The sequence below is a fragment of the uncultured Porticoccus sp. genome, assembly GCF_913061305.1.
Lineage (GTDB): Bacteria > Pseudomonadota > Gammaproteobacteria > Pseudomonadales > Porticoccaceae > Porticoccus.
The window spans coordinates 200670-219290 of record NZ_CAJXST010000003.1 but is presented as its reverse complement, the minus strand read 5'-3'; the positions used below and the strand labels follow the sequence as shown (position 1 = coordinate 219290).

Sequence of the window (18621 nt, the reverse complement as noted above, 5' to 3'; positions counted from 1 at the left end):
GTCTCAACTGGTTGCGACGAGACACTACGATCGGCGTGTTAAGGCAGACAGCAAGGATCCTGCGGCAAAGGCAATGCCCAGGGAGGTCAGGGGGTTGTCACGCACGAAGCCACTAATGGACTGCAGCGCTTCGCCAGACCTTTCCCTGGTTTTTTGTCCGGCATTCCTGACAAGATCCTCTGCAGTCCCGGCTTCCTTGCGGATCCGTTCCTCGGCCTTGCCCGCCGTTCTGGCAATCTGGTCCACGGACTCGTGGGCGCGCTCAGTAAGATGATCTGTAGTGGCATGATCGCCATTGGCTGGTTTACTCATGGTATTCCCCGTTGCTGTGGTGAAACATGGGTGGATGCCGTTCGGCTTCCATTGGAAATCACTTGAAAGTCTCTCGCAAAAGCTCCCACCTGTCTGCGCGGCAGCGAACACAGCCGTCTAGCCAGTCACTGTTATCGACCAACACACTGATTCGCAGCTTCAGCGCCAAGTGACCAGTCAATCGAGGACTATCTGGTTTGAAGGATATGTACGTCGGCGCACAGACCGTTGCGCACCTTACTGCCATGATTGTTCTAACAATACTGATAACTGGAGAAGAATTACGATGAGCCCCATCAATGCAATTTTCACATCACTGCTTGCGGTACTTTTGATTACTGCGGTTGGTTGCGCGGGAAGCTCGACTAACGAAAGCACTGGCGAATACATCGACGACACCTGGATTACCACCAAGGTGAAAACGGCTCTGGTCGAAGACCCCGTCGTCAAGTCCAGCGAAGTCAACGTCGAAACCTTTAAAGGTGTGGTGCAACTCAGCGGATTTGTCACCTCAAAAGAAGCCATGGATAAAGCCGTGGACATCGCCCGTGGCATCAATGGTGTCACTTCAGTAAGAAACGACATGACCATCAAGTAGGAAGACTTATTTACCTATGGTCCCGGTAGACAGCGATTGCTGAACCGGTTTCCCATTTCAGCATCGTGCACTCGATATAACCCCCTCTTGACCCGGCCTTGCGCCGGGTTCTTTTTTCGGTATTACCTGCTCGACGTCGTCTCCGGTTCAACAGGGTTCCTGTGGTCCGATCCGAGCCATCTTGTATGGGCTATTTATGCGATTAAGCGTTAGCTGTATGTAGTACTTCACTTCAGTAACGCGGATTGAATTGGAGGGATTGCCAGATAGGTGCTAGTCTGCATAGAACGGTGTGTAACATCGGTTGAAAAACTAAAACAATAACCGTGCATGGGAAGGTGTTTATGACGGAAAAACTGACTCGTTCCGGAGCCCGCAATATCTTCTTTGGCGGTTCGCTATTCTTTTTTATCGTCTTCGCCGCTCTGACTGTCCACAGCCATTTTTACATGGTGAACATTTCTACCGACAAGGAAGGGTTGACGGAGTCTGTCAAGCTGGGCAAACACGTATGGGAAAAGAACAGTTGTATCAACTGCCATACCATCCTGGGGGAGGGCGCATACTTCGGTCCCGAACTGGGTAATGTCTGGCATCGCTATGGTGGCCGGGAAAATCCGGAGGCAGCCCGGGCCGGTATCAAGGGCTGGATCAAAGCGCAACCGCTGAATATCGAGGGACGGCGAAAAATGCCCGCCTTCGACCTTAGCGAGCCAGAACTTGACGCCCTGGTGGATTTTTTCCGCTGGACAGACGATATCGACACCCAGGGTTGGCCCCCCCATCCTTCAGGCTGATGTATTCATCCAAAGGTGGGGGCGCCTCAACACCAAAAAGTCTGGCGGAAACCCCGAGATAATAATTAAAAGGAGATATTTGGCGATGAAATACGAAACCCAGAAGGTGGCCCTCCCGTTTTTCATGGTCGCCATGGCTCTGTTTGTACTGCAGGTGGTGTTCGGCCTGCTGGCGGCTACTGTCTATGTCCTGCCCGAGTTCATGACCGAGGCCATGCCGTTCCACATCATGCGCATGAGCCACACCAATCTGTTGATCGTATGGCTGTTGATGGGTTTTATGGGGTGCACCTACTACCTGATGCCGGAGGAGGCGGAAACGGAAATTCACAGCCCCAAACTGGCCTACCTGCAGCTTGCCCTGTTTGCCGTGGCCGGTGCCGGTTCTCTCATTAGTTATCAGTTTGGTATCCATGAGGGCCGGGAGTTTCTGGAACAACCCCTCTGGGCGAAAATCCTGATTACCGTCTCCTTTTTGATCTTTCTCTACAACACCAGTATTACTCTCTACAAGGGCCGCCGAACGGCCATCAATATGGTGTTGATGCTGGGGCTGTGGCTGGCAGCAATATTCTGGCTGTTCGCCTTTTACAATCCGGCCAACCTGGCCGTGGACAAGCTCTACTGGTGGTGGGTCGTCCATGTCTGGGTCGAGGGTGTCTGGGAGTTGATCATGGGATCACTGCTGGCCTATCTGTTGATCAAGATGACCGGTGTCGACCGCGAAATCATTGAGAAGTGGCTATACGTCATTATCGGACTGGCCCTGTTTTCCGGTCTCCTGGGAACCGGCCATCATTACTACTGGATCGGCGCACCCTGGTACTGGCAGCCCATCGGCAGTATTTTCTCCACCCTTGAAGTGCTGCCTTTCTTTGCCATGGTGTTGTTTGCCTTCTACATGTTCTGGAAGGGACGTCGCAACCATCCGAATAAGGCCGCCATGCTCTGGACCCTGGGCAGTGCCACTGTGGCGTTCTTCGGGGCAGGTGTCTGGGGTTTCATGCACACCCTGTCCTTCGTCAACTACTACACCCACGGCACCCAGGTCACGGCTGCCCACGGTCACCTGGCTTTCTATGGTGCCTATGTGATGATGGTGCTGGCCGTCATCACCTACGCCATGCCCCAGTTGCGTCGGATGCAGCCTTATAACCAGATCCTCAATATGTGGAGCTTCTGGATAATGACCTCCGCCATGTGCTTTATGACATTTACTCTGACGTTTGCCGGCGTGGTACAGACCCACCTGCAAAGGGTCCTGGGAATGAACTACATGGAGGTGCAGTCCCAGCTGGGGCTGTTCTACGCCATGCGTCTGGGGGCGGGCGTGGTAGTGGCCGTGGCCGCACTGTTGTTCCTTTATGCCACCTTCGGGCCAGCCCGGGAGCAGGTTGCCGACACGCCGACAGAACCCGTCTGAAGACAATAGCAGACCTGAAAGGCGCTATTGCCTGTCGGTGGTGACGCCGTTATCAATCGGGAAAAAATCATGTCCGACTCTGCCGAATCTGTTTCCCATTCTGATGGGGATCTACCTTTCTATCGTCCCGTTGGAGGCGAGTGTGAGCTGTTTCGTCACGCCTGGGAGCAGCGGCTGCCGCTGTTGCTGAAGGGACCCACGGGTTGCGGCAAGACCCGGTTCGTCCACCATATGGCAGCCAAACTAAACAGGCCTTTGTTTACCGTGTCCTGTCACGACGATCTGACTGCGGCAGATCTCACCGGTCGCTATCTGCTGCGTGGCGGCGAGACCCAGTGGGTGGATGGCCCCCTGACCCGGGCCGTACGGGAAGGCGGTATCTGTTATCTGGATGAAGTGGTGGAGGCGCGCAAGGACGTCACCGTGGTCCTGCACCCACTCACCGACGACCGCCGCGTATTGCCCCTGGAGCGCACGGGTGAACTGTTGCAGGCGCCTCCGGATTTCATGCTGGTGGTATCCTATAACCCCGGTTATCAGCATATTCTCAAATCCCTCAAGCCCAGTACCCGTCAGCGCTTTGTCGCACTCAGTTTTGATTTTCCACCGCCGGCCCTGGAGCGGGATATTGTCGCCCGGGAGAGTGGTTTGGCGGTCGATCAGTGCACGGCACTGGTGAATCTGGCGGTCCGCCTACGGACGCTGAAGGGACAGGATCTGGAAGAAACTGTTTCTACCCGCCTGCTGATCTATTGCGCCACCCTGATGGCAGCCGGAGTGCCGACACTGCAGGCGGCCCGGGCTACCCTGGTGGAACCGCTGAGCGATGACATTGACATTCAGGAAGGGTTGCTGGAGGCCATCCGTGCCACCTTCGGCGATGAATGATGAGCCCTCGAGGTCTGTTGGAGTTTCTGGAGCTGGAAGAGTGGGTAGGGCGGCGCTGGCACCGCTGGGCTTCCCGGGCTGCCAGTTATCCCCATTATCCGGAGGCAATGGTCAGGTTCCGGGAGCTGGAGAAGAGTCTGGCGGTCTTTTTTCGCCTTAGCGGCGGAGACCCGGGTCTTGAGCTCAGTGCCATATCTGCCCGGACGTCCGGACATCGGCTCCGCTGGCGCCAGCGCCTGGGATTCGACGAAGAGCTCCTGGATCTGGCCCGGGTGGACGAACAACATCTGCTGTTGCCGCCACGCATCGACCTGCTTCCCGACCGGGACCTCAATCGCGATCTGTATTTCTGGCTGGCGGCTTACCTGGCTTGCGCCCGGTCACTGCCGTCTGAGCCGGACCCCCTGCGGCGGGATATCCTCGCCCTCCGGGAAGTGCGGCGCACCCGTGGTATGGTGCTGGCACATTATCCGGGCCTGGGCGCTCGCCATGACCGATTGTGTTCAGCACTGCTGGCGCGCCGCCCCAGGCGGCGACTACCGGTTATGGAGGAAGCGGTGGAGGCTGTGATCCGTCGATTGCTTGGCGATTCGATGCCGCTGGTCGGTGTTGCCAGAGATATTTATTCTGTTGTTCTCGACGAGATGACGCTGAGTGAGTGGCATGCACCGAAAGGCTATCGACCACCGCTGCCGGTACCCCTTTGGGGAGAAGCAGTAATGGTGGGAACGGTGCCCCGTACGCCTGATGAACAGGATGAGGTTGCCGACGACAGTGTCGCCCAGACGGGGCCGGAGGGGCGACGCAAGGCCAGCCGTCGCCGCCAAACTGAAAGTGAACGGGACGATCCTCTGGTGTTCAATCGCTTCGAGAAAATGCTTTCCATCGCCGAGATGGTTAACCTGAACCGTCTGGTGGACGATGAGCAGGACGAAGATGCTCACAAGTCCGCTGAACAGCTCGATGAGATCACCGTCAGCCCCCACCGCAAAAAGGCCGCCGCCAAACTCAGGCTCGAGCTGGACCTGCCTCCAGACGCCGCCACCGGTGCCCCGCTGTCGGGAAAATACCGATACCCGGAGTGGGACTACCGCAAAGGTCGTTATCTACCGGAGCACTGCCAGGTTCTTGTCGAGCCCTATCGCGAGGCAGAGCAAATCATGCCACAGGACGAAGCGACCCGGCGCAGGATTCTGAGTGTGCGGCGCCAGTTTGAGGCGCTGCGCCCGGGCCGCGAGGTGCTGCGAGGCCAACTGGAGGGGACGGAGCTGGACATGGATGCCGTCGTCCGCGCCCACTGCGACCTGGCCGCCACTGGCACAGCCAACGACGGTCTTTACCTCGCGTCACTGCCACGTACCCGGGATCTGGCGGTGGATATTCTGGTGGATGTCTCCCTGTCCACGGACGCCTGGCTGGAGGACCGGCGGGTAATTGATGTGGCCCGGGAAGCGCTGTTGGCTCTGGCCCACGGCCTGGCGCTGTCCGGCGACGACTACGCCATCCACTGTTTTACCTCCAGGCGGCGAGAGCGGGTCTGGGTGAGTACCCTCAAGTCCTTTGACGAGGTCATGGGGGAGCGGGTGGAGCGACGAATCCAGGCTCTGGAGCCGGGTCACTACACCCGTATGGGGCCCGCCATTCGTCATTGCACAGAACTTCTGGCACAGCGCCACCAGCGCCACCGTCTGCTACTGATGCTCAGCGACGGCAAGCCCAACGACACTGACTATTACGAAGGCCGTTACGCTATCGAGGATACCCGCAGGGCGATTCTGGACGCCCGGCAGCAGGAAGTGCAGGTGTTTGCCGTCACAGTGGACAGAGAAGCGGAGGCCTATCTGCCCCGCCTGTTTGGCCGAGGGGGCTGGGCTATGGTTAGCCGGCCGGAGCATCTGCCCCAGGCTTTGCCCGCTATCTATCGGCGGGTTACGTCGCGCTGATCACTGCTTGGATGAGTGCAGGCCCAAGAGCAGGCTTTTTGGGTTATCTATTGGGAGATTGGCGGTGAGCCGGTGAATGCCGATGGCGCAGCGACCCACCAGCCAGATCAACAGGGCAGTGAAGAACAGATACCCGAATATCCAGGCACTGAGCGGCGGGGCACCCAGGTAGCCAAGCCCCTGCCAGGCGGCGAAAGCGAGGGCACAGGCCATCAAGCCGATCCAGAACGTACGCGCCTGAAAACGGAGATGGCTGGCCACCCAGGGGGCGCTGCCGGGACATCGCCAGTGGGCCAGAATTGCAGCTAACGGAGCCGTCACCACGGTCATGATGCTGCCCAGCAGCAGCCCGTAGATCACTATTGCCCAGCCCCGGCCGGTGGCGTCCTTGGTCTGTGATGTGTTAATTGTCATGGCTTAACCTTGGCCTATGGATGAAAAGAGCTCGCAACTATCCCGACGTTACTCCGCTTTTTAAACCTGCGCCCTGACTGGTGCAAGTAATTCTGTTCGCTCGGCGTTAACCGGGCTCTTGCCAGCCAACCGGGGAATCCACAGCAGCGATAGCTGCCACAACAGTGATACACCACGCATTAACCTGTCCCACCACGAGCCTAGCCGGGTCAGTGCCACCGTAACGAATACGATTACCGCCGAGCTCTGATTGAGCAGGGTGGCGATCAGACGACCAGTCAACCCGACCAACCACAACAGGATCAGAAGTCCATCGTGGAGCTGATGCGTTTAAATGTCGGAACGCTGCTGTTAGCCAGCTTTTACTCCGGTCGAGGCGGTTCCGGTTCCCCTTGGCTGACCTGTTCTATCAGTTCTTCGCGCAATTCATCAAGCTCTGTGGGCCGCTCCGGCTCCCCCAGGTGATCGCTGCTGTCCAGTAGTCGCAGCAACCGCTCGCGGGTCATGGCCTCGTGCAGCTCCTGCTGGCGACGCTCGGTGCGCAGGGATCGGAGCAGTGAGGTGGCCATAAAAATCATCAGAATCATAAACGGAAAGGCCGCCACAATGGAGATGGTCTGCAGTGCCGCCAGTCCGCCACTGAGCAGCAATACGCCGGCCACCAGTACCTGAATCACACCCCAGGTTACCCGCGACCAGCGACTGGGTGTGAGCACACCCTTGCTGGTAAACATACCCAGCACAAAAGTAGCTGAGTTGGCCGAGGTAATTACAAACAGGATAATCAGCACCAGCATCAAAATACTGATAATGTCCGCGCCCGGTAGAAGCGCCAGGGTAGCGAACAGGGCAGAGCTCATTTCCTGCACCACCGCATCGCCCAGGGCCGCACCTTCGAACAGTTCAAAATACAGTGCCGAGCCGCCAAAGGTCGAAAACCACAGCACACTCAGCAGCACCGGCATGCCGATCACACCCATGACAAATTCCCGGATGGTGCGACCGCGGGAAATCCGCGCGATAAAACTGCCCACAAACGGCGCCCAGGATAGTCCCCAGGCCCAGTAAAAAATTGTCCAGCGCTGTACCCAGTCATCGCCGGTGTAGGGTGTCATCACCAGGCTCATGCCCATGATATTGCCAAAATAATCTCCGATGGCGTTGGTCATGGCGGCAGTAATGAAATCGGTGGGGCCGGCAAAAAATACAAACACCAACAGCGCGCCCGCCAGCAACATGTTCAGATCACTGATGTAACGCACACCACTTTCCAGCGGCGTCAGTGCACACACCAAAAAAATCATCGAGATGCCGCCCAGAATCATCAGCTGCTGGGTGGTGCCAAAAACCACATCGCCCACTGACACCAGCCCACTGTTAATCTGGATGACGCCCAGCCCCAGCGTAGTAGCCACACCAAATACCGTCGATATCACCGCCAGGATATTGATCAGATGGCCGCCAGCACCGTCCACCCTGTCACCCAGCAGCGGCCGAAAAGTCTCGCTGATCAGTCCCGGGCGCTGCATACGGAAACGCACATAGGCAATGGACAATCCCACCAACGCAAAATTGGCCCATTGATGAAAACCCCAGTGAAACAGCGAATAGCGCATCGCAGCCCCCGCCGCCTGGGGACTACGGGGCTCGGCCTCGCCGAAAGGCGGGCTGACAAAGTGACTCATGGGTTCGGCTACCGCCCAGAACACCAGTCCCACACCCATGCCAGCCGAAAAAATCATCCCCAACCAGGTGAGATAGGGAAATTCCGCGGCCTCGCCCTCCACACCCAGACGGATATGGCCGTAATCACTCGAGGCAATACCGATGCAGAACAGCAGAAAACCACTGGTGGCAAACAGATACAGCCAGCCAAAATGCTCGGTCGTAAACTGCAGACCGACCCCAGCCCATGCCGACAGCTGCTCGGGGTTGGTAGCGCCCAGGCCGACAAATGCCGCCAGCAGAATCAGCGATGTGTAAAAGACCCAGCCGGGACGGTTGTTCATGACGAATAATCCAAACAGCGTACAGTGAAAAAAGCGCAGTGACGAACTTAACATAGCGGCTAATTGCCTGCACTGAAGATACGGTGGTGCCCCGGAAAACCATCTAATACCTGAACGAAAAGGGCACATGCGCGGGACCGGAATCCCCACTGTGCGATAGCGTACCGATGGGAACGCTTAATCAAGCTAATGTCTCAGCTTCAACCATTTTATGGAGTACTTCAAATGAGCCTGACAACGGTTCTTGTCATTGTTCTGATACTGGTTCTGGTGGGCGTCATTCCCGCATGGCCGCACAGCCGGGAGTGGGGCTATATGCCCAGCGGTATAGTCGGCATTATCGTACTGGTTCTGCTGGTGTTGTTTCTGGCGGGAAGGATCTGAGCAACGATTGATACAGTGAGGGATGACAGCCGGGATATCATCCCGGCGTGTTACAACTCGCAATTTGGCGATTAATAGTGTGACTATTAATTAATAAGGCCATTTATAATAATAAAAATCGCCAGGCAACTTTGCACATCTCTGCCTGGCGGTTTTGTATAAAGCATCAAAACTTAGCGAACGTCATTTTTTGCTGACGTCTTCAAAAGCTTTGACCTGCTTCTCGGCTTCGTCTTTCGTCAGGCCGTAAGCCTCTTGAATTTCGCCCTTGAGCTGGTCGCGCTTGCCAGCGATCACATCAAGACGGTCATCAGTCAACTTGCCCCATTGTGCTTTTACCTTACCTTTGAACTGTTTCCAGTCACCTTCAATGATATCCCAGTTCATACGTCTCTCCTGTCATATTGTCTGGCGTTATAGCCAGCGGGTTGAATTGCCAATCGGGTACTCCAGTTCGGGTTCGACATCGACAATTTTTGTGATTGGCCAGTGAACGAGTCTGGTTTTTTGCACGGCCAGTTTATTCGTAATAGCGCCGGGGGCAGGGCTATCAACTGTTTCTCCATTCCAGCGATAGGCCAGTAAAACAAACTGATTAGCACTGGCCTCAAGCTGATGTTCCATCACATTTACCCAGGGGTTTTTCCACTTTCCCTGCGCGGCATTCCACTTCAAGCCAAACTCCTTATTTTAGTTAATTAGGTTATTGCTCTTGCCGGGTGTGGTCACTTTCGGCTGGGGCTGCCGGGGTTTTCATGTTGCCGTTCCAGGATTGGCTGGCTCTCGGTTGCCGTTGTTGCAAATGCCGGTTCTGTGTCCGGGAGAGTCCTCCATAAAAATTTCTGGTCACTCTCACAACTCGCGAAACACATAATGTCTTCTTAAAAAAATTATCTCTGTGCGGTATCACACGCAAATATTCCATTTCTAGTCAGCCATGCGCTGCAGTCGGGTAGGCCATGCCGCCAATGGCAATTCAACCAGCACCCAACAGGGGCTGATACTGGCTCCGTTTGATAGCGCACAGAAACATCGTCGATTTTCAGTCATATTCTGTGCCGTTCCTGCCATGACACCCCTGATGTAATGGCTGGTTGATTGATCCTCCGGGAGAACCCAATGTCACTGAAAAGGAATAAGGTGAGCCTGTCGATATAGGTCGAGATGGAAATCGTTTGATTGACCGCTTGCCCCCCCGGGAGCGCAACGCTGTGCTGGCCCAATGTGAGCCTGTTGAAATTGCCGTTGGTGAAATCCTTTGTGAAACAGGAGAATCCTTCAGCCATGCCTATTTCCCTGTAACCGGTAACATCTCCCTGATTAACGCACTCGACGGTCACCGGCCTTTCGAAACAGAGAGCATAGGCAGCGAAGGCATGCTCGGCGCGAGTCTGATTCTGGGTATCAATCGCGCCCTGCAGCGCGGTATCGTTCAGACCCCTTGCATGGCAATGCGGATCAAGGCCGAGATACTGCAGGCGGCTATGCAAAGGTACCCTGCATTGAGTCATATCCTGCAAAGCTATTTGTACGTTGCTCTCGTGGAGCTACTGCAAACTATCAGTTGCACCCGTTTTCATGAGGTGGCCAAGCGATTGCCACGCGCTCTTTTGCTGGCTCATGATCGCTCCCAGACGAATTGCCTGCCCCTGACCCATCTGCTACTCGCCGAGATACTGGGCGTACAACGGGGAGCCGTCACCATTGCCGCAGTCAAGCTGCAACGGAAAGGCATCATCCGCTACAGCCGCGGAAAAATCACCATCGTTGATCGCAAGGGTCTTGAGGCTAAATCCTGTCGATGCTACCAGGCGAGCATTGAAAATTATGCGAGCCTCCTCCGTTGAGTGCCGTTTCCCTATAGCAGATTGCCAACGACTTCCCCTAATGTTCGATAGCGTACAGAGCCCAGCCAGCGGCTGAAGTAATCTCCTTGACTACGGGTATGGCACAAACCCGTGGGCTATCAGTTTCCCGGGCCGTCTGAGGTCAGGGTGACAAAAGACGAGCCTACAAGGAAGTACCAGGACGAAAAACATGAGGGACGACAGGGATGTATAACGGTGTGTCCGGGAAACTGATAGCCCATGGCCGCCTGCCAGGATCAATCGGAAACAGATTCCTTTGCCATGGTCTTCAGGTTGTGATCCCACGTCATACCGCCAGGACACTGTGTCAATCATCCGTTCGGATGGTTCCAAAAAATACCCTTAACCATAAAAAAACAATATATGTTGTGTCGTACCTTACCCTTGGCAGACAAACTACAATAGCACTTATCTGTTGATCCCAATAAGGAAGACATCGACGATGCCACCGACCATGCAAGCCACTCAACCCACTCAACCCACTCAACCCACTCAACCCACTCAAAACCGCTTGCTCGCTTTATTGTCAGCCGACGCTCAACAGCGGCTCTTTCCCCACCTCGAGGAAACGCCCTTGCCCCTGGGTAAGGTGCTCTATGAAGCGGGGGACAAGATGCGCTATGTGTACTTCCCCACTGACTCCATTGTGTCGTTGCTCTACGTTATGGAAAGCGGTTCATCGGCAGAAATTTCTGTGGTGGGCAACGAAGGCCTGGTGGGCATCTCCCTTTTTATGGGTGGAGAGAGCACGTCCAGTCGCGCCGTGATTCAGAGCGGAGGTACTGGTTACCGGCTGCTGGGGCAACGACTGATCGATGAGTTCAACCGCCACGGCCAGTTGATGTCGCTGGTATTGCGCTACACACAGGCACTGATCACCCAAATGGCGCAGACTGCCGTGTGCAATCGGCACCATACCATCGACCAGCAGTTGTGCCGTTGGCTGCTGCTGTCCCTGGATCGCTTGCCCACCAATCACCTGATCATGACCCAGGAGCTTATCGCCAACATGCTCGGCGTTCGCCGTGAAGGGGTGACTGAGGCGGCGGGGCGGTTGCAAAAGCTCGGTGTTATCGAATACCGGCGCGGTCACATCAAAGTTATTGACCGCCACAGGCTGGAGCAACTGAGTTGCGAGTGCTATGCGGTGGTTAAACGGGAGACAGATCGCCTGTTGAAGCCCAACTGCCTCCCGACCCGATAACCTCTTACGAGTGGTTTAAAGCCTTGGCGTCAACACGTGTGACACCCTGTACATTTCTGGTAAGTTCAACGGCGAGAGCATGTTCTGCGCCGCTGGCCACCTTGCCGTTCAGGGAAACCACACCATCCCTGGTAGTGACCGATATATCCGAACTATGGACTATATTGGAATACATCAGACTGGATTTTACTTTGGTAGTGATCCAGCTGTCGGAGATATGCTGCCCCAGGCTGGCTGTTTCTTCTTTGGCGTCCGCCATAACCGCCTTCTCCGTTTCGTCCACCGCCAGTTTATTGTCTACTGCCTCAACCCCATAGGTGTTGCTGGCAAGCATACCGGCCATCTCTTTTGCTCCCTGACTGTTGGCGCTGCCGAGCAAGGTCACTTTGCCGGACGTTGTTTCCACATTGACGGACAAACCGGGGGCATCTTTGCTCCACAGTAATTTCGATTTCACCGCCGCAGTGATTGAGGCATCCTGAACCACTTCGCCGTAACTGCGCTCACCGGAGGAAGTTGTTGGTGTGTAGTCAGCGTCAACTTCAATCTGGTTATCGACATCGTCGATGCCGTTAACGCCCAGAGCGATCTGTTTAGCCAACTCTTTACTGACCTCTTCACTGACTTTGCCAGTCAGCGTTGCCACACCGTCATCCACGGTGACCTTGAGATCGTGCGTATCCAGATGGCGACTCAGTGCATAGGTCGTCAGAATCTGGCTCTCCTGGCGCGCCTCATTGATTTCCTCGGACGGCCCGGGAGCCGCCAGACTGTTGGCGCTGGTCATAATGGCCAGCGAAATAGCTGACGCCAGTGAAAGTTTTCGGGTGTATCTGTTCATCTTGGTACTCCGTTGTGAAAAGACGACTGGTACCGCAACAGCCGGGTGGCTGCCGGACGGCTTTATTCTGCTTTCTGTTCTCCTGTGTAATAGCTGAGTGTCTGTACGGCTGTCACGCACAGTACGCACCGAGGTTGCCTGGCGTCGGTGCGCTGACACACTAATGGAGGTAGTTCTCGAATCGGTAAAGGTTGGTACGTTCAGTTTATCGCATGGATCCTGAGTGGGGTTGCGCACAGACCAACTGAAAATGCCTATCTAGTATGGTTGCCATGATCATTAGATTGAACAAATCGATGCCTTCCAACCCTTTGCCCGGCAAAGGTATTACTGCCTCCGGGCAGAGGCAGGTTTGTCCCCACTGCAACAATTCCCTGATACTCATTGATGAAGAAGTGGCTGTTACCGACTCCCGGCAGAGAGAAATATGTCCACATTGCAACAGCTCTCTGACAATCACCGGTGAAGGAAAGGCCTTTCATCATCTAGCCAGTGGCCTTCGAGCAGCTACGAGCTGGGTTCGCTGGCAAAGACACAAACTGTTGCATGATGATTCATCTCACAAGAAGGAGGAAGCGCCGCACTCCAATGACCTTGCCATGGGTTCCTTTGGTGATGTCTCGTTCGAAGATATGGCAAAGATCACACTCGATTCCATTGGCGATGCCGTGTTGGTTGTGGATCCGACAGCCAAGGTGATTTATATCAACAAGGTAGCCGAAACAATGACCGGCTGGTCCAGAAAAGAGGCGCTTGGGCGGCCAGTCGATGAGGTCTTTTGTATTATTAACGGGACTACCCGGGAGCCGGCGATAAGCCCCGCACAGCGGGCTATCAGTGAAGAACGGACGGTAGAGCTGGCTTTGGGCAGCGTGCTGATTCGCCGCGACGGTACCGATGTGGCGATTGAGGATTCTGCGGCGCCCATCCGCAATCGCAAGGGTGGCATGGCCGGGGCGGTGATTGTTTTTCATGATGCCCGGCAATCAGGCTCTGTAATTCAGGAGATGAGCCATCGCGCCCAACACGATTTTCTCACCGGACTGCCCAATCGGGTGCTGCTTATTGAGCGGCTCACTCAGGCCATTGGCATGGCCAAGCGACACCACAAGCAAATTGCATTGCTGTTTCTGGATCTTGATGATTTCAAACAAATCAACGACACCCAGGGGCATGCAGTAGGCGATCATTTATTGCAAGTGGTTGCGGCTGACATGGTGTCCTGTGTCCGGGGTACAGACACAGTCAGTCGCCACAGCGGTGACGAGTTCGTCATTCTATTGACCGAAATTGAAGCGAGGACGGATGCTGCCCATATAGCCGAAAAAGTGTTGGCCAAATTCGTTGCACCACACATTATTTCCGGGCACAAACTCCAGGTAACCCTGAGCATTGGCATCAGTGTTTATCCCGAGGATGGAGTCGATGCCGACATCATGATACGGAGTGCAGACAAGGCTATGTACAGCGCCAAAAAGGCGGGTCGCAGCACTTACCAGTTTTGTCATCCAGTCCATGAACAGTCGCACGCAACTCTCCTTTCCCCCAGCTAGAAAACTTGCAGTTATCTCAGATCGACAGAAACAATATTGAAGTCACTAGTCAACTCCCGGTTGACTGTCTGGGCAATGTGCAGACCGATGATGTCGGCAGTGGCTGCATTCAGTCAACGCACGCTTGATACACCTTTGCATACCTGACAATTTCTTGGAACAGAGCGCGCTGACGGCGTAAATACAGCAGGAATTCAGGGTGCCATTGCACACCCAGCAGAAAATCCCGGGAGGGGTCTTCAATAACCTGCACGATACCATCGAGGTCGAGACCGGTGACCACAAGGCCATCACCAACCCGATCGATACCCTGATTGTGCAGGCTGTTGATACGTGAACGACCATGCCCAAAAAGTGTGGCCAGCACACTGTTTCCTGTTTCCGGTTCAGCGGTGATACACAGTGTCTTGATTGGCAGGATGGTCCGGCGGTTGGAAGTTTGTCGGCGTCGGGAGCGCAAGTCCTGGTGCAGCGTTCCGCCCCGGCAAATATTGAGCAATTGGTTACCGCGGCAAATACCCAGCAAGGGCAATTTTCGGTCGAGCGCATCGTTGATCACTGCGATTTCCAATGCATCGCGAGCGGTGTCGTAGTTGGGTTCAATCTCAGGTTCTGCCGCATAAAGTACCGGTTCAACGTCGTGACCGCCAGTCACCACGACACCGTGATACTCAAGGTTCCGCTGCTCGTCACCCGGACGCAGTTGCAGCGGACACCCACCGTAAAAGCGAATCGCCAGCGCCACCAGTAGCCGTGGGCCAATCGCGCCACGTTGGGGCCCCGTAATGGCAATTACTGGTCGAGCCACCTGTTCTCCACTGTGTTTGCCCAGTTGCTGAACAGGCGCTTGAGCGGGCTGTTGAGATGTTGCAGATACGCCGCACAGCAGCGCTGCAGGCGGGTTTCATCCGCCGCCAGGCACTCCACCTCGACCCAGTCGTTCCACGACACATAAAGCCCCCAGTCGGGCTTGTCGATTTCGCAATCCGGCAGGCGGTAGTGAAAGGTGGGGCGTGCCTTGATCAGGGCGTCGTCGGCCCCTGCACGGACGCGATCTTCGTCGAGAAACATGAATAGCGGCAACATGTCGAGCGCACGATTACGCGTTGGGTTATCGGCGAGGTAGTCGTCAATCAGGGTCGCGAGATCGGGCCAGTAGTCCGCTGCAATGACCTTTTTGACGTAGTTGGCCGGGAAGGGATCGACGTAACTGGTGACACGGCGGGTGAGGTCAATGTCGGCGCGAACGTATAACCAGTCGTAAAGGCAGAGAAAGGCTTTTAGGCAAGCAGTGATAAGCCTCGGCTCGAGACTCGGTAGTTCGGGGTTGAATTGCATGCCAAAAGCGTTGGTGGCGCGGTCTGATGTGCCCTTGGCCCCCCTTTCGCGCAGCCGTGTGATGAGCCCCTCGACTTCGCCAAGCCGGGCCAGTGGCAGCGGAGGACTCACAATCTCGTGTGGCACCAGCGATTGGGCGGCCCAGGCCAATAATTCCTCGCTGGTCTCTTCCAGCTGATCGCCCAGGGAGTCGCCGGAGCGAGACTCCCGCCCGAGTCGTTTGAGTAGATCAAAATCGAGCTCCACCAGCCAGTCACCATCGGGGTCACCCTTGAGGAGGCGCTCGTAACGGCCTTTGGTTTCTATATCAAGCCCAAGGATCTCAGCCACGCCGCTAGCCAGGGTATCAAGTTCAAGTCCGCTGATTTCGAGCTCGACACCGACACGACGACTCTCCCCATGGCTGTTTATTAACCAGGGTGGCTGTTTCAGTTTCTGGTTTTTATCCTGCATCTTCGTCTTCTCACCTGTAACCACTGTGGTCGCCGGTAATGCAATGTCCTCACTTCGCCCATCTGCCAACCGGCCGCATTCGGTAACTTTGTAAACAATCGGGAGCTGTCTGCCAACAGGACGAATTACCAGCGTATCATAGGCAAACCCGTCGAGGGATGCGTTCATTTTGGTTAAAGACGCCTCCAGAGAGATAATGAATCGCGGTTTGTCTGCCTGCTGTATTATGGCCGGGAACCAGGAGTAGCCATTAGGGCCGGTAATGATGTCCGGAAAGGCAAAACAGAGTGGGGGCTCAGTCGATGAAATTCCTGTTATTGGCTTTAGTTGTACTTGGCGTGCTTTATGTGGTGTTACTCAACGGCAAAAAAATGCCTGTTTCCACTGAGCAACCGGAGGCCATTTATCGGCAGAAAGTTGAGCGCGTCGAAAACCTCGATAACTTTTTACAGGATGCAGTGGATCGGCAGGGCAGTGAAGTGGATGCGGTAAAATGATTCATGTCAGCGGGTGTCAGCAATGACCGGTAAAGGCTGCAAGCCGCAGGACAGGGCGTGGATGCTGGAGGCGATGTCGCTGGCAGAACAGGCCGGGGCTGCCGGTGAAGTGCCGGTAGGTGCACTGGTGGTACGCAACGGTTCAGTGATCGGGCGTGGTTGGAATTGCTCGATCGGCGATTGTGACCCCACCGCCCACGCTGAAATTGTCGCCCTGCGTGATGCGGCAAGATCTGTCAGCAACTATCGCCTTCCCGACACGACGCTCTATGTCACCATTGAGCCATGTACCATGTGCGTTGGTGCAATGATTCACGCCAGAATTGGTCGCCTGGTCTACGGTGCTGCAGAGCCACGTGCCGGCGCAGTGGCCAGCCAGTTGCAATTAACCGAGCAGACGCATTTCAATCATCGTATTGAGGTCGTCGGCGGCCTGTTGGCCGAGCAGTGCGGAAAGCTGGTCAGCCAGTTCTTTCGTCAGCGTCGCAAGCAGTCCGGCCAGTCCGGATTATAGCGACAGCATGGAACCGGTATTCCAGTCACTGGAGTTTGGCAGCTCAAGACGGTTTTCTCGTTCCAGGCGACGTTTCTCATCCAGTGTGTGCCAGTTGAGTATGGTGCGGAAATGACGCACGTTCCTGACATAGCTGACGGGCTCGTAGCCCCGTGCATAGCCGTACTTAACCGTGCTGTAATGTTTTTTCTGTTGTAACAGTGGCAGGAACTCTTTGACATCGTTCCACAGATGGGGGTTTCTGCCCGCCCGCTCGGTTAGCACCCTTGCATCTTCAAGGTGACCGAGACCAATGTTGTAACCCGCCATGGCAAACCAGGTGCGGTCTGGTTCAGTGATGTCGTCGGGGATACGGGATTTGGTCTGGAGGAAATATCGGGTGCCGCCATCAAGGCTCTGTCTGGGGTCAAGGCGATTTTTTACTCCCATCTCTTTAGCCGTGGGCAGGGTGAGCATCATCAACCCACGAACTCCGGTCGGGGATGTTGCCTTGTGATCCCAATGCGACTCCTGATAGGCGATGGCTGCCAGGAGTTGCCACTCAATGCCGTATTTCTGTGCTACCTCCTGAAACATTTCCTGATAATCGGGCAGTCGACTGCTGACGCGTTTCATGAAGAGTTGGGATCCCGCAAAATTAAATTCGTTGGTCTGAATCAGCGAACGCTTTTTTAATCGATCCAGCTCTCCCGATGCTTCATATTCCTCGAGAAAACGGTTTGCTGCTTCTACCAGGCTATCGTCGCCGTGACGGGGGAAAGCCCAGGCAATTGGCTGTGGTTCAGAAATATCAAAAGCGCCTCGAGCTCGGGGATAAATGCCCCGGTCCACCTGAAAGGAGATTGAATCGACAATGGCATACGCCACTTCACCGGAATCCACCATTGCCATCAAATCCAGCATTTCCAGGCCAGGGGCCTCCCGCCATTCAAGTGACGGGTACTCATTTTTCAGTTCTTCGAGTCGTTCGCTGTGCGAGCTTTGGGGAATGACCAGTAACTGCCCGCCAACCAGATCCTCTATGTCGCGAGGTCGCCTGGATCCATTTCGATAGATCAGTTTTTGGGTAACTTCATAGTAGGCTTCGCTGAAACGAAGCGCTTTCTGGCGTTGGGGCGTCACCGTTAATCCCGCTGCGGCCATATCACCCAATGGGCCGCCGATGGCAACGATGGCGCCACTGACGGATTCCCTGGGAGTTATCTTGAGCTCAACACCCAGATACTCGGCAAAAGCACTGGTAAGCCAGTACTCGAAACCGCCTTCGCCCTTGGCATTTTGAAAATAGGTGGTCGAGCCCATCAGGGTGATAACACGCAATTCCCCCCGATTGATTACCTCCTCGAGATGGGTGGGTGCGCGGCTGGTGGAAAGCGTCAGGGCGAACAAAAAGAGCAGTAGGCCATACAGGATGCGTTTTGTGGCTTTTTTCAGATGGAAGTAGAAACCCAGCACCTATACACCCAATGTGTCACGCATTCTCGGAAAGCCTCTGGCCCGGTGAATATTGTTGCTATATATAAAGAACAACCCTGCGGATAACACGCCTATGCGTTTTTGATAATAGCTTAATGCGGGGCCTAGG

Annotated in this window: 22 protein-coding genes; 11 read left to right on the top strand and 11 right to left on the bottom strand. The window is 55.3% G+C overall.

The window, feature by feature from the left end:
* Positions 1-24: 24 nt before the first annotated feature.
* On the bottom strand, positions 25-312 hold the full coding sequence (locus tag QZ516_RS04850; protein WP_297186975.1) for a hypothetical protein: 288 nt from the start codon (positions 310-312) through the stop codon (positions 25-27).
* Between the two features lie 286 nt (positions 313-598).
* Between QZ516_RS04850 and QZ516_RS04845 the strand changes: the two genes are divergently transcribed.
* The 5 genes from QZ516_RS04845 (at position 599) to QZ516_RS04825 (ending at position 5961) form a co-directional block, all read left to right on the top strand.
* On the top strand, positions 599-910 hold the full coding sequence (locus tag QZ516_RS04845) for a BON domain-containing protein (RefSeq protein ID WP_297186973.1): 312 nt from the start codon (positions 599-601) through the stop codon (positions 908-910).
* Positions 911-1254: 344 nt separating this feature from the next.
* On the top strand, positions 1255-1707 hold the full coding sequence (locus QZ516_RS04840) for a cytochrome c (protein ID WP_297186970.1): 453 nt from the start codon (positions 1255-1257) through the stop codon (positions 1705-1707).
* 85 nt (positions 1708-1792) lie between these two features.
* Positions 1793-3130, top strand: coding sequence for a cbb3-type cytochrome c oxidase subunit I (locus tag QZ516_RS04835; protein WP_297186968.1), 1338 nt, complete (start codon positions 1793-1795; stop codon positions 3128-3130).
* Positions 3131-3199: 69 nt separating this feature from the next.
* A complete protein-coding gene (locus tag QZ516_RS04830; RefSeq protein WP_297186965.1) occupies positions 3200-4018 on the top strand; it encodes a CbbQ/NirQ/NorQ/GpvN family protein in 819 nt (272 codons plus the stop codon).
* The gene (locus tag QZ516_RS04825) at positions 4015-5961 is read left to right on the top strand and encodes a hypothetical protein (protein WP_297186963.1); all 1947 of its coding nucleotides are present in this window, start codon (positions 4015-4017) and stop codon (positions 5959-5961) included. The genes QZ516_RS04830 and QZ516_RS04825 overlap by 4 nt, the downstream gene beginning before the upstream one ends.
* Here QZ516_RS04825 and QZ516_RS04820 read toward each other — a convergent pair whose 3' ends face one another.
* The 3 genes from QZ516_RS04820 to QZ516_RS04810 all read right to left on the bottom strand — a co-directional run bounded on the left by QZ516_RS04820 (position 5962) and on the right by QZ516_RS04810 (position 8384).
* Complete coding sequence (locus tag QZ516_RS04820) at positions 5962-6375, bottom strand: hypothetical protein (RefSeq protein WP_297186961.1); 414 nt, start codon at positions 6373-6375, stop codon at positions 5962-5964.
* A gap of 60 nt (positions 6376-6435) precedes the next feature.
* Positions 6436-6657 (bottom strand): hypothetical protein, encoded by a 222-nt coding sequence (locus QZ516_RS04815; protein ID WP_297186959.1) that lies wholly within the window; start codon positions 6655-6657, stop codon positions 6436-6438.
* Positions 6658-6737: 80 nt separating this feature from the next.
* Entirely contained in the window at positions 6738-8384 is a 1647-nt protein-coding gene (locus QZ516_RS04810) for a BCCT family transporter (protein WP_297186957.1), read from the bottom strand.
* A gap of 231 nt (positions 8385-8615) precedes the next feature.
* Between QZ516_RS04810 and QZ516_RS04805 the strand changes: the two genes are divergently transcribed.
* Positions 8616-8768 (top strand): DUF3309 family protein, encoded by a 153-nt coding sequence (locus tag QZ516_RS04805; RefSeq protein WP_365333001.1) that lies wholly within the window; start codon positions 8616-8618, stop codon positions 8766-8768.
* Between the two features lie 183 nt (positions 8769-8951).
* Here the strand turns inward: QZ516_RS04805 and QZ516_RS04800 are convergent, their stop codons facing one another.
* The 3 genes from QZ516_RS04800 to QZ516_RS04790 all read right to left on the bottom strand — a co-directional run bounded on the left by QZ516_RS04800 (position 8952) and on the right by QZ516_RS04790 (position 9818).
* On the bottom strand, positions 8952-9155 hold the full coding sequence (locus QZ516_RS04800) for a CsbD family protein (RefSeq protein WP_297186950.1): 204 nt from the start codon (positions 9153-9155) through the stop codon (positions 8952-8954).
* Positions 9156-9182: 27 nt separating this feature from the next.
* Entirely contained in the window at positions 9183-9443 is a 261-nt protein-coding gene (locus QZ516_RS04795) for a hypothetical protein (protein WP_297186947.1), read from the bottom strand.
* Between the two features lie 252 nt (positions 9444-9695).
* Positions 9696-9818, bottom strand: coding sequence for a hypothetical protein (locus tag QZ516_RS04790; protein WP_297186944.1), 123 nt, complete (start codon positions 9816-9818; stop codon positions 9696-9698).
* Positions 9819-9943: 125 nt separating this feature from the next.
* Between QZ516_RS04790 and QZ516_RS04785 the strand changes: the two genes are divergently transcribed.
* Positions 9944-10615 carry a Crp/Fnr family transcriptional regulator gene (locus tag QZ516_RS04785; RefSeq protein WP_297186941.1) on the top strand — a complete coding sequence of 224 codons (672 nt, stop codon included), beginning with the start codon at positions 9944-9946 and terminating at the stop codon, positions 10613-10615.
* A 463-nt stretch (positions 10616-11078) separates the two neighbouring features.
* Entirely contained in the window at positions 11079-11840 is a 762-nt protein-coding gene (locus QZ516_RS04780; RefSeq protein ID WP_297186938.1) for a Crp/Fnr family transcriptional regulator, read from the top strand.
* Positions 11841-11844: 4 nt separating this feature from the next.
* On the opposite strand, the gene QZ516_RS04775 is transcribed toward QZ516_RS04780, so the two are convergent.
* Positions 11845-12681 (bottom strand): BON domain-containing protein, encoded by an 837-nt coding sequence (locus QZ516_RS04775; RefSeq protein WP_297186936.1) that lies wholly within the window; start codon positions 12679-12681, stop codon positions 11845-11847.
* A gap of 296 nt (positions 12682-12977) precedes the next feature.
* Between QZ516_RS04775 and QZ516_RS04770 the strand changes: the two genes are divergently transcribed.
* Entirely contained in the window at positions 12978-14234 is a 1257-nt protein-coding gene (locus tag QZ516_RS04770; protein ID WP_297186933.1) for a diguanylate cyclase, read from the top strand.
* A gap of 109 nt (positions 14235-14343) precedes the next feature.
* Here the strand turns inward: QZ516_RS04770 and QZ516_RS04765 are convergent, their stop codons facing one another.
* Together QZ516_RS04765 and QZ516_RS04760 are read right to left on the bottom strand one after the other, a co-directional pair.
* A complete protein-coding gene (locus QZ516_RS04765; RefSeq protein WP_297186930.1) occupies positions 14344-15042 on the bottom strand; it encodes a gamma-glutamyl-gamma-aminobutyrate hydrolase family protein in 699 nt (232 codons plus the stop codon).
* Positions 15027-16193, bottom strand: a complete 1167-nt coding sequence (locus QZ516_RS04760) for an amidoligase family protein (RefSeq protein ID WP_297186928.1) — start codon at positions 16191-16193, stop codon at positions 15027-15029. The genes QZ516_RS04765 and QZ516_RS04760 overlap by 16 nt, the downstream gene beginning before the upstream one ends.
* Before the next feature lie 134 nt (positions 16194-16327).
* On the opposite strand from QZ516_RS04760, the gene QZ516_RS04755 reads away from it, so the two are divergent.
* Together QZ516_RS04755 and tadA are read left to right on the top strand one after the other, a co-directional pair.
* Complete coding sequence (locus tag QZ516_RS04755) at positions 16328-16522, top strand: hypothetical protein (protein WP_297186925.1); 195 nt, start codon at positions 16328-16330, stop codon at positions 16520-16522.
* 22 nt (positions 16523-16544) lie between these two features.
* The gene (gene tadA / locus QZ516_RS04750) at positions 16545-17036 is read left to right on the top strand and encodes a tRNA adenosine(34) deaminase TadA (RefSeq protein ID WP_297186922.1); all 492 of its coding nucleotides are present in this window, start codon (positions 16545-16547) and stop codon (positions 17034-17036) included.
* Here tadA and mltF read toward each other — a convergent pair.
* Positions 17031-18491 carry a membrane-bound lytic murein transglycosylase MltF gene (gene mltF / locus QZ516_RS04745; protein ID WP_297186920.1) on the bottom strand — a complete coding sequence of 487 codons (1461 nt, stop codon included), beginning with the start codon at positions 18489-18491 and terminating at the stop codon, positions 17031-17033. The two genes, tadA and mltF, sit on opposite strands and share 6 nt — an antisense overlap.
* Positions 18492-18621: the final 130 nt, after the last annotated feature.

Excerpts from the sequence above, each read along its gene's own strand:
- QZ516_RS04850 (WP_297186975.1), bottom strand. The coding sequence starts at position 312 with ATGAGTAAACCAGCCAATGGCGATCATGCCACTACAGATCATCTTACT.
- QZ516_RS04845 (WP_297186973.1), top strand. The coding sequence starts at position 599 with ATGAGCCCCATCAATGCAATTTTCACATCACTGCTTGCGGTACTTTTG.
- QZ516_RS04840 (WP_297186970.1), top strand. The coding sequence starts at position 1,255 with ATGACGGAAAAACTGACTCGTTCCGGAGCCCGCAATATCTTCTTTGGC.
- QZ516_RS04835 (WP_297186968.1), top strand. The coding sequence starts at position 1,793 with ATGAAATACGAAACCCAGAAGGTGGCCCTCCCGTTTTTCATGGTCGCC.
- QZ516_RS04830 (WP_297186965.1), top strand. The coding sequence starts at position 3,200 with ATGTCCGACTCTGCCGAATCTGTTTCCCATTCTGATGGGGATCTACCT.
- QZ516_RS04825 (WP_297186963.1), top strand. The coding sequence starts at position 4,015 with ATGATGAGCCCTCGAGGTCTGTTGGAGTTTCTGGAGCTGGAAGAGTGG.
- QZ516_RS04820 (WP_297186961.1), bottom strand. The coding sequence starts at position 6,375 with ATGACAATTAACACATCACAGACCAAGGACGCCACCGGCCGGGGCTGG.
- QZ516_RS04810 (WP_297186957.1), bottom strand. The coding sequence starts at position 8,384 with ATGAACAACCGTCCCGGCTGGGTCTTTTACACATCGCTGATTCTGCTG.
- QZ516_RS04800 (WP_297186950.1), bottom strand. The coding sequence starts at position 9,155 with ATGAACTGGGATATCATTGAAGGTGACTGGAAACAGTTCAAAGGTAAG.
- QZ516_RS04790 (WP_297186944.1), bottom strand. The coding sequence starts at position 9,818 with ATGACTGAAAATCGACGATGTTTCTGTGCGCTATCAAACGGAGCCAGT.
- QZ516_RS04780 (WP_297186938.1), top strand. The coding sequence starts at position 11,079 with ATGCCACCGACCATGCAAGCCACTCAACCCACTCAACCCACTCAACCC.
- QZ516_RS04775 (WP_297186936.1), bottom strand. The coding sequence starts at position 12,681 with ATGAACAGATACACCCGAAAACTTTCACTGGCGTCAGCTATTTCGCTG.
- QZ516_RS04770 (WP_297186933.1), top strand. The coding sequence starts at position 12,978 with ATGCCTTCCAACCCTTTGCCCGGCAAAGGTATTACTGCCTCCGGGCAG.
- QZ516_RS04760 (WP_297186928.1), bottom strand. The coding sequence starts at position 16,193 with ATGAACGCATCCCTCGACGGGTTTGCCTATGATACGCTGGTAATTCGT.
- QZ516_RS04755 (WP_297186925.1), top strand. The coding sequence starts at position 16,328 with ATGAAATTCCTGTTATTGGCTTTAGTTGTACTTGGCGTGCTTTATGTG.
- tadA (WP_297186922.1), top strand. The coding sequence starts at position 16,545 with ATGACCGGTAAAGGCTGCAAGCCGCAGGACAGGGCGTGGATGCTGGAG.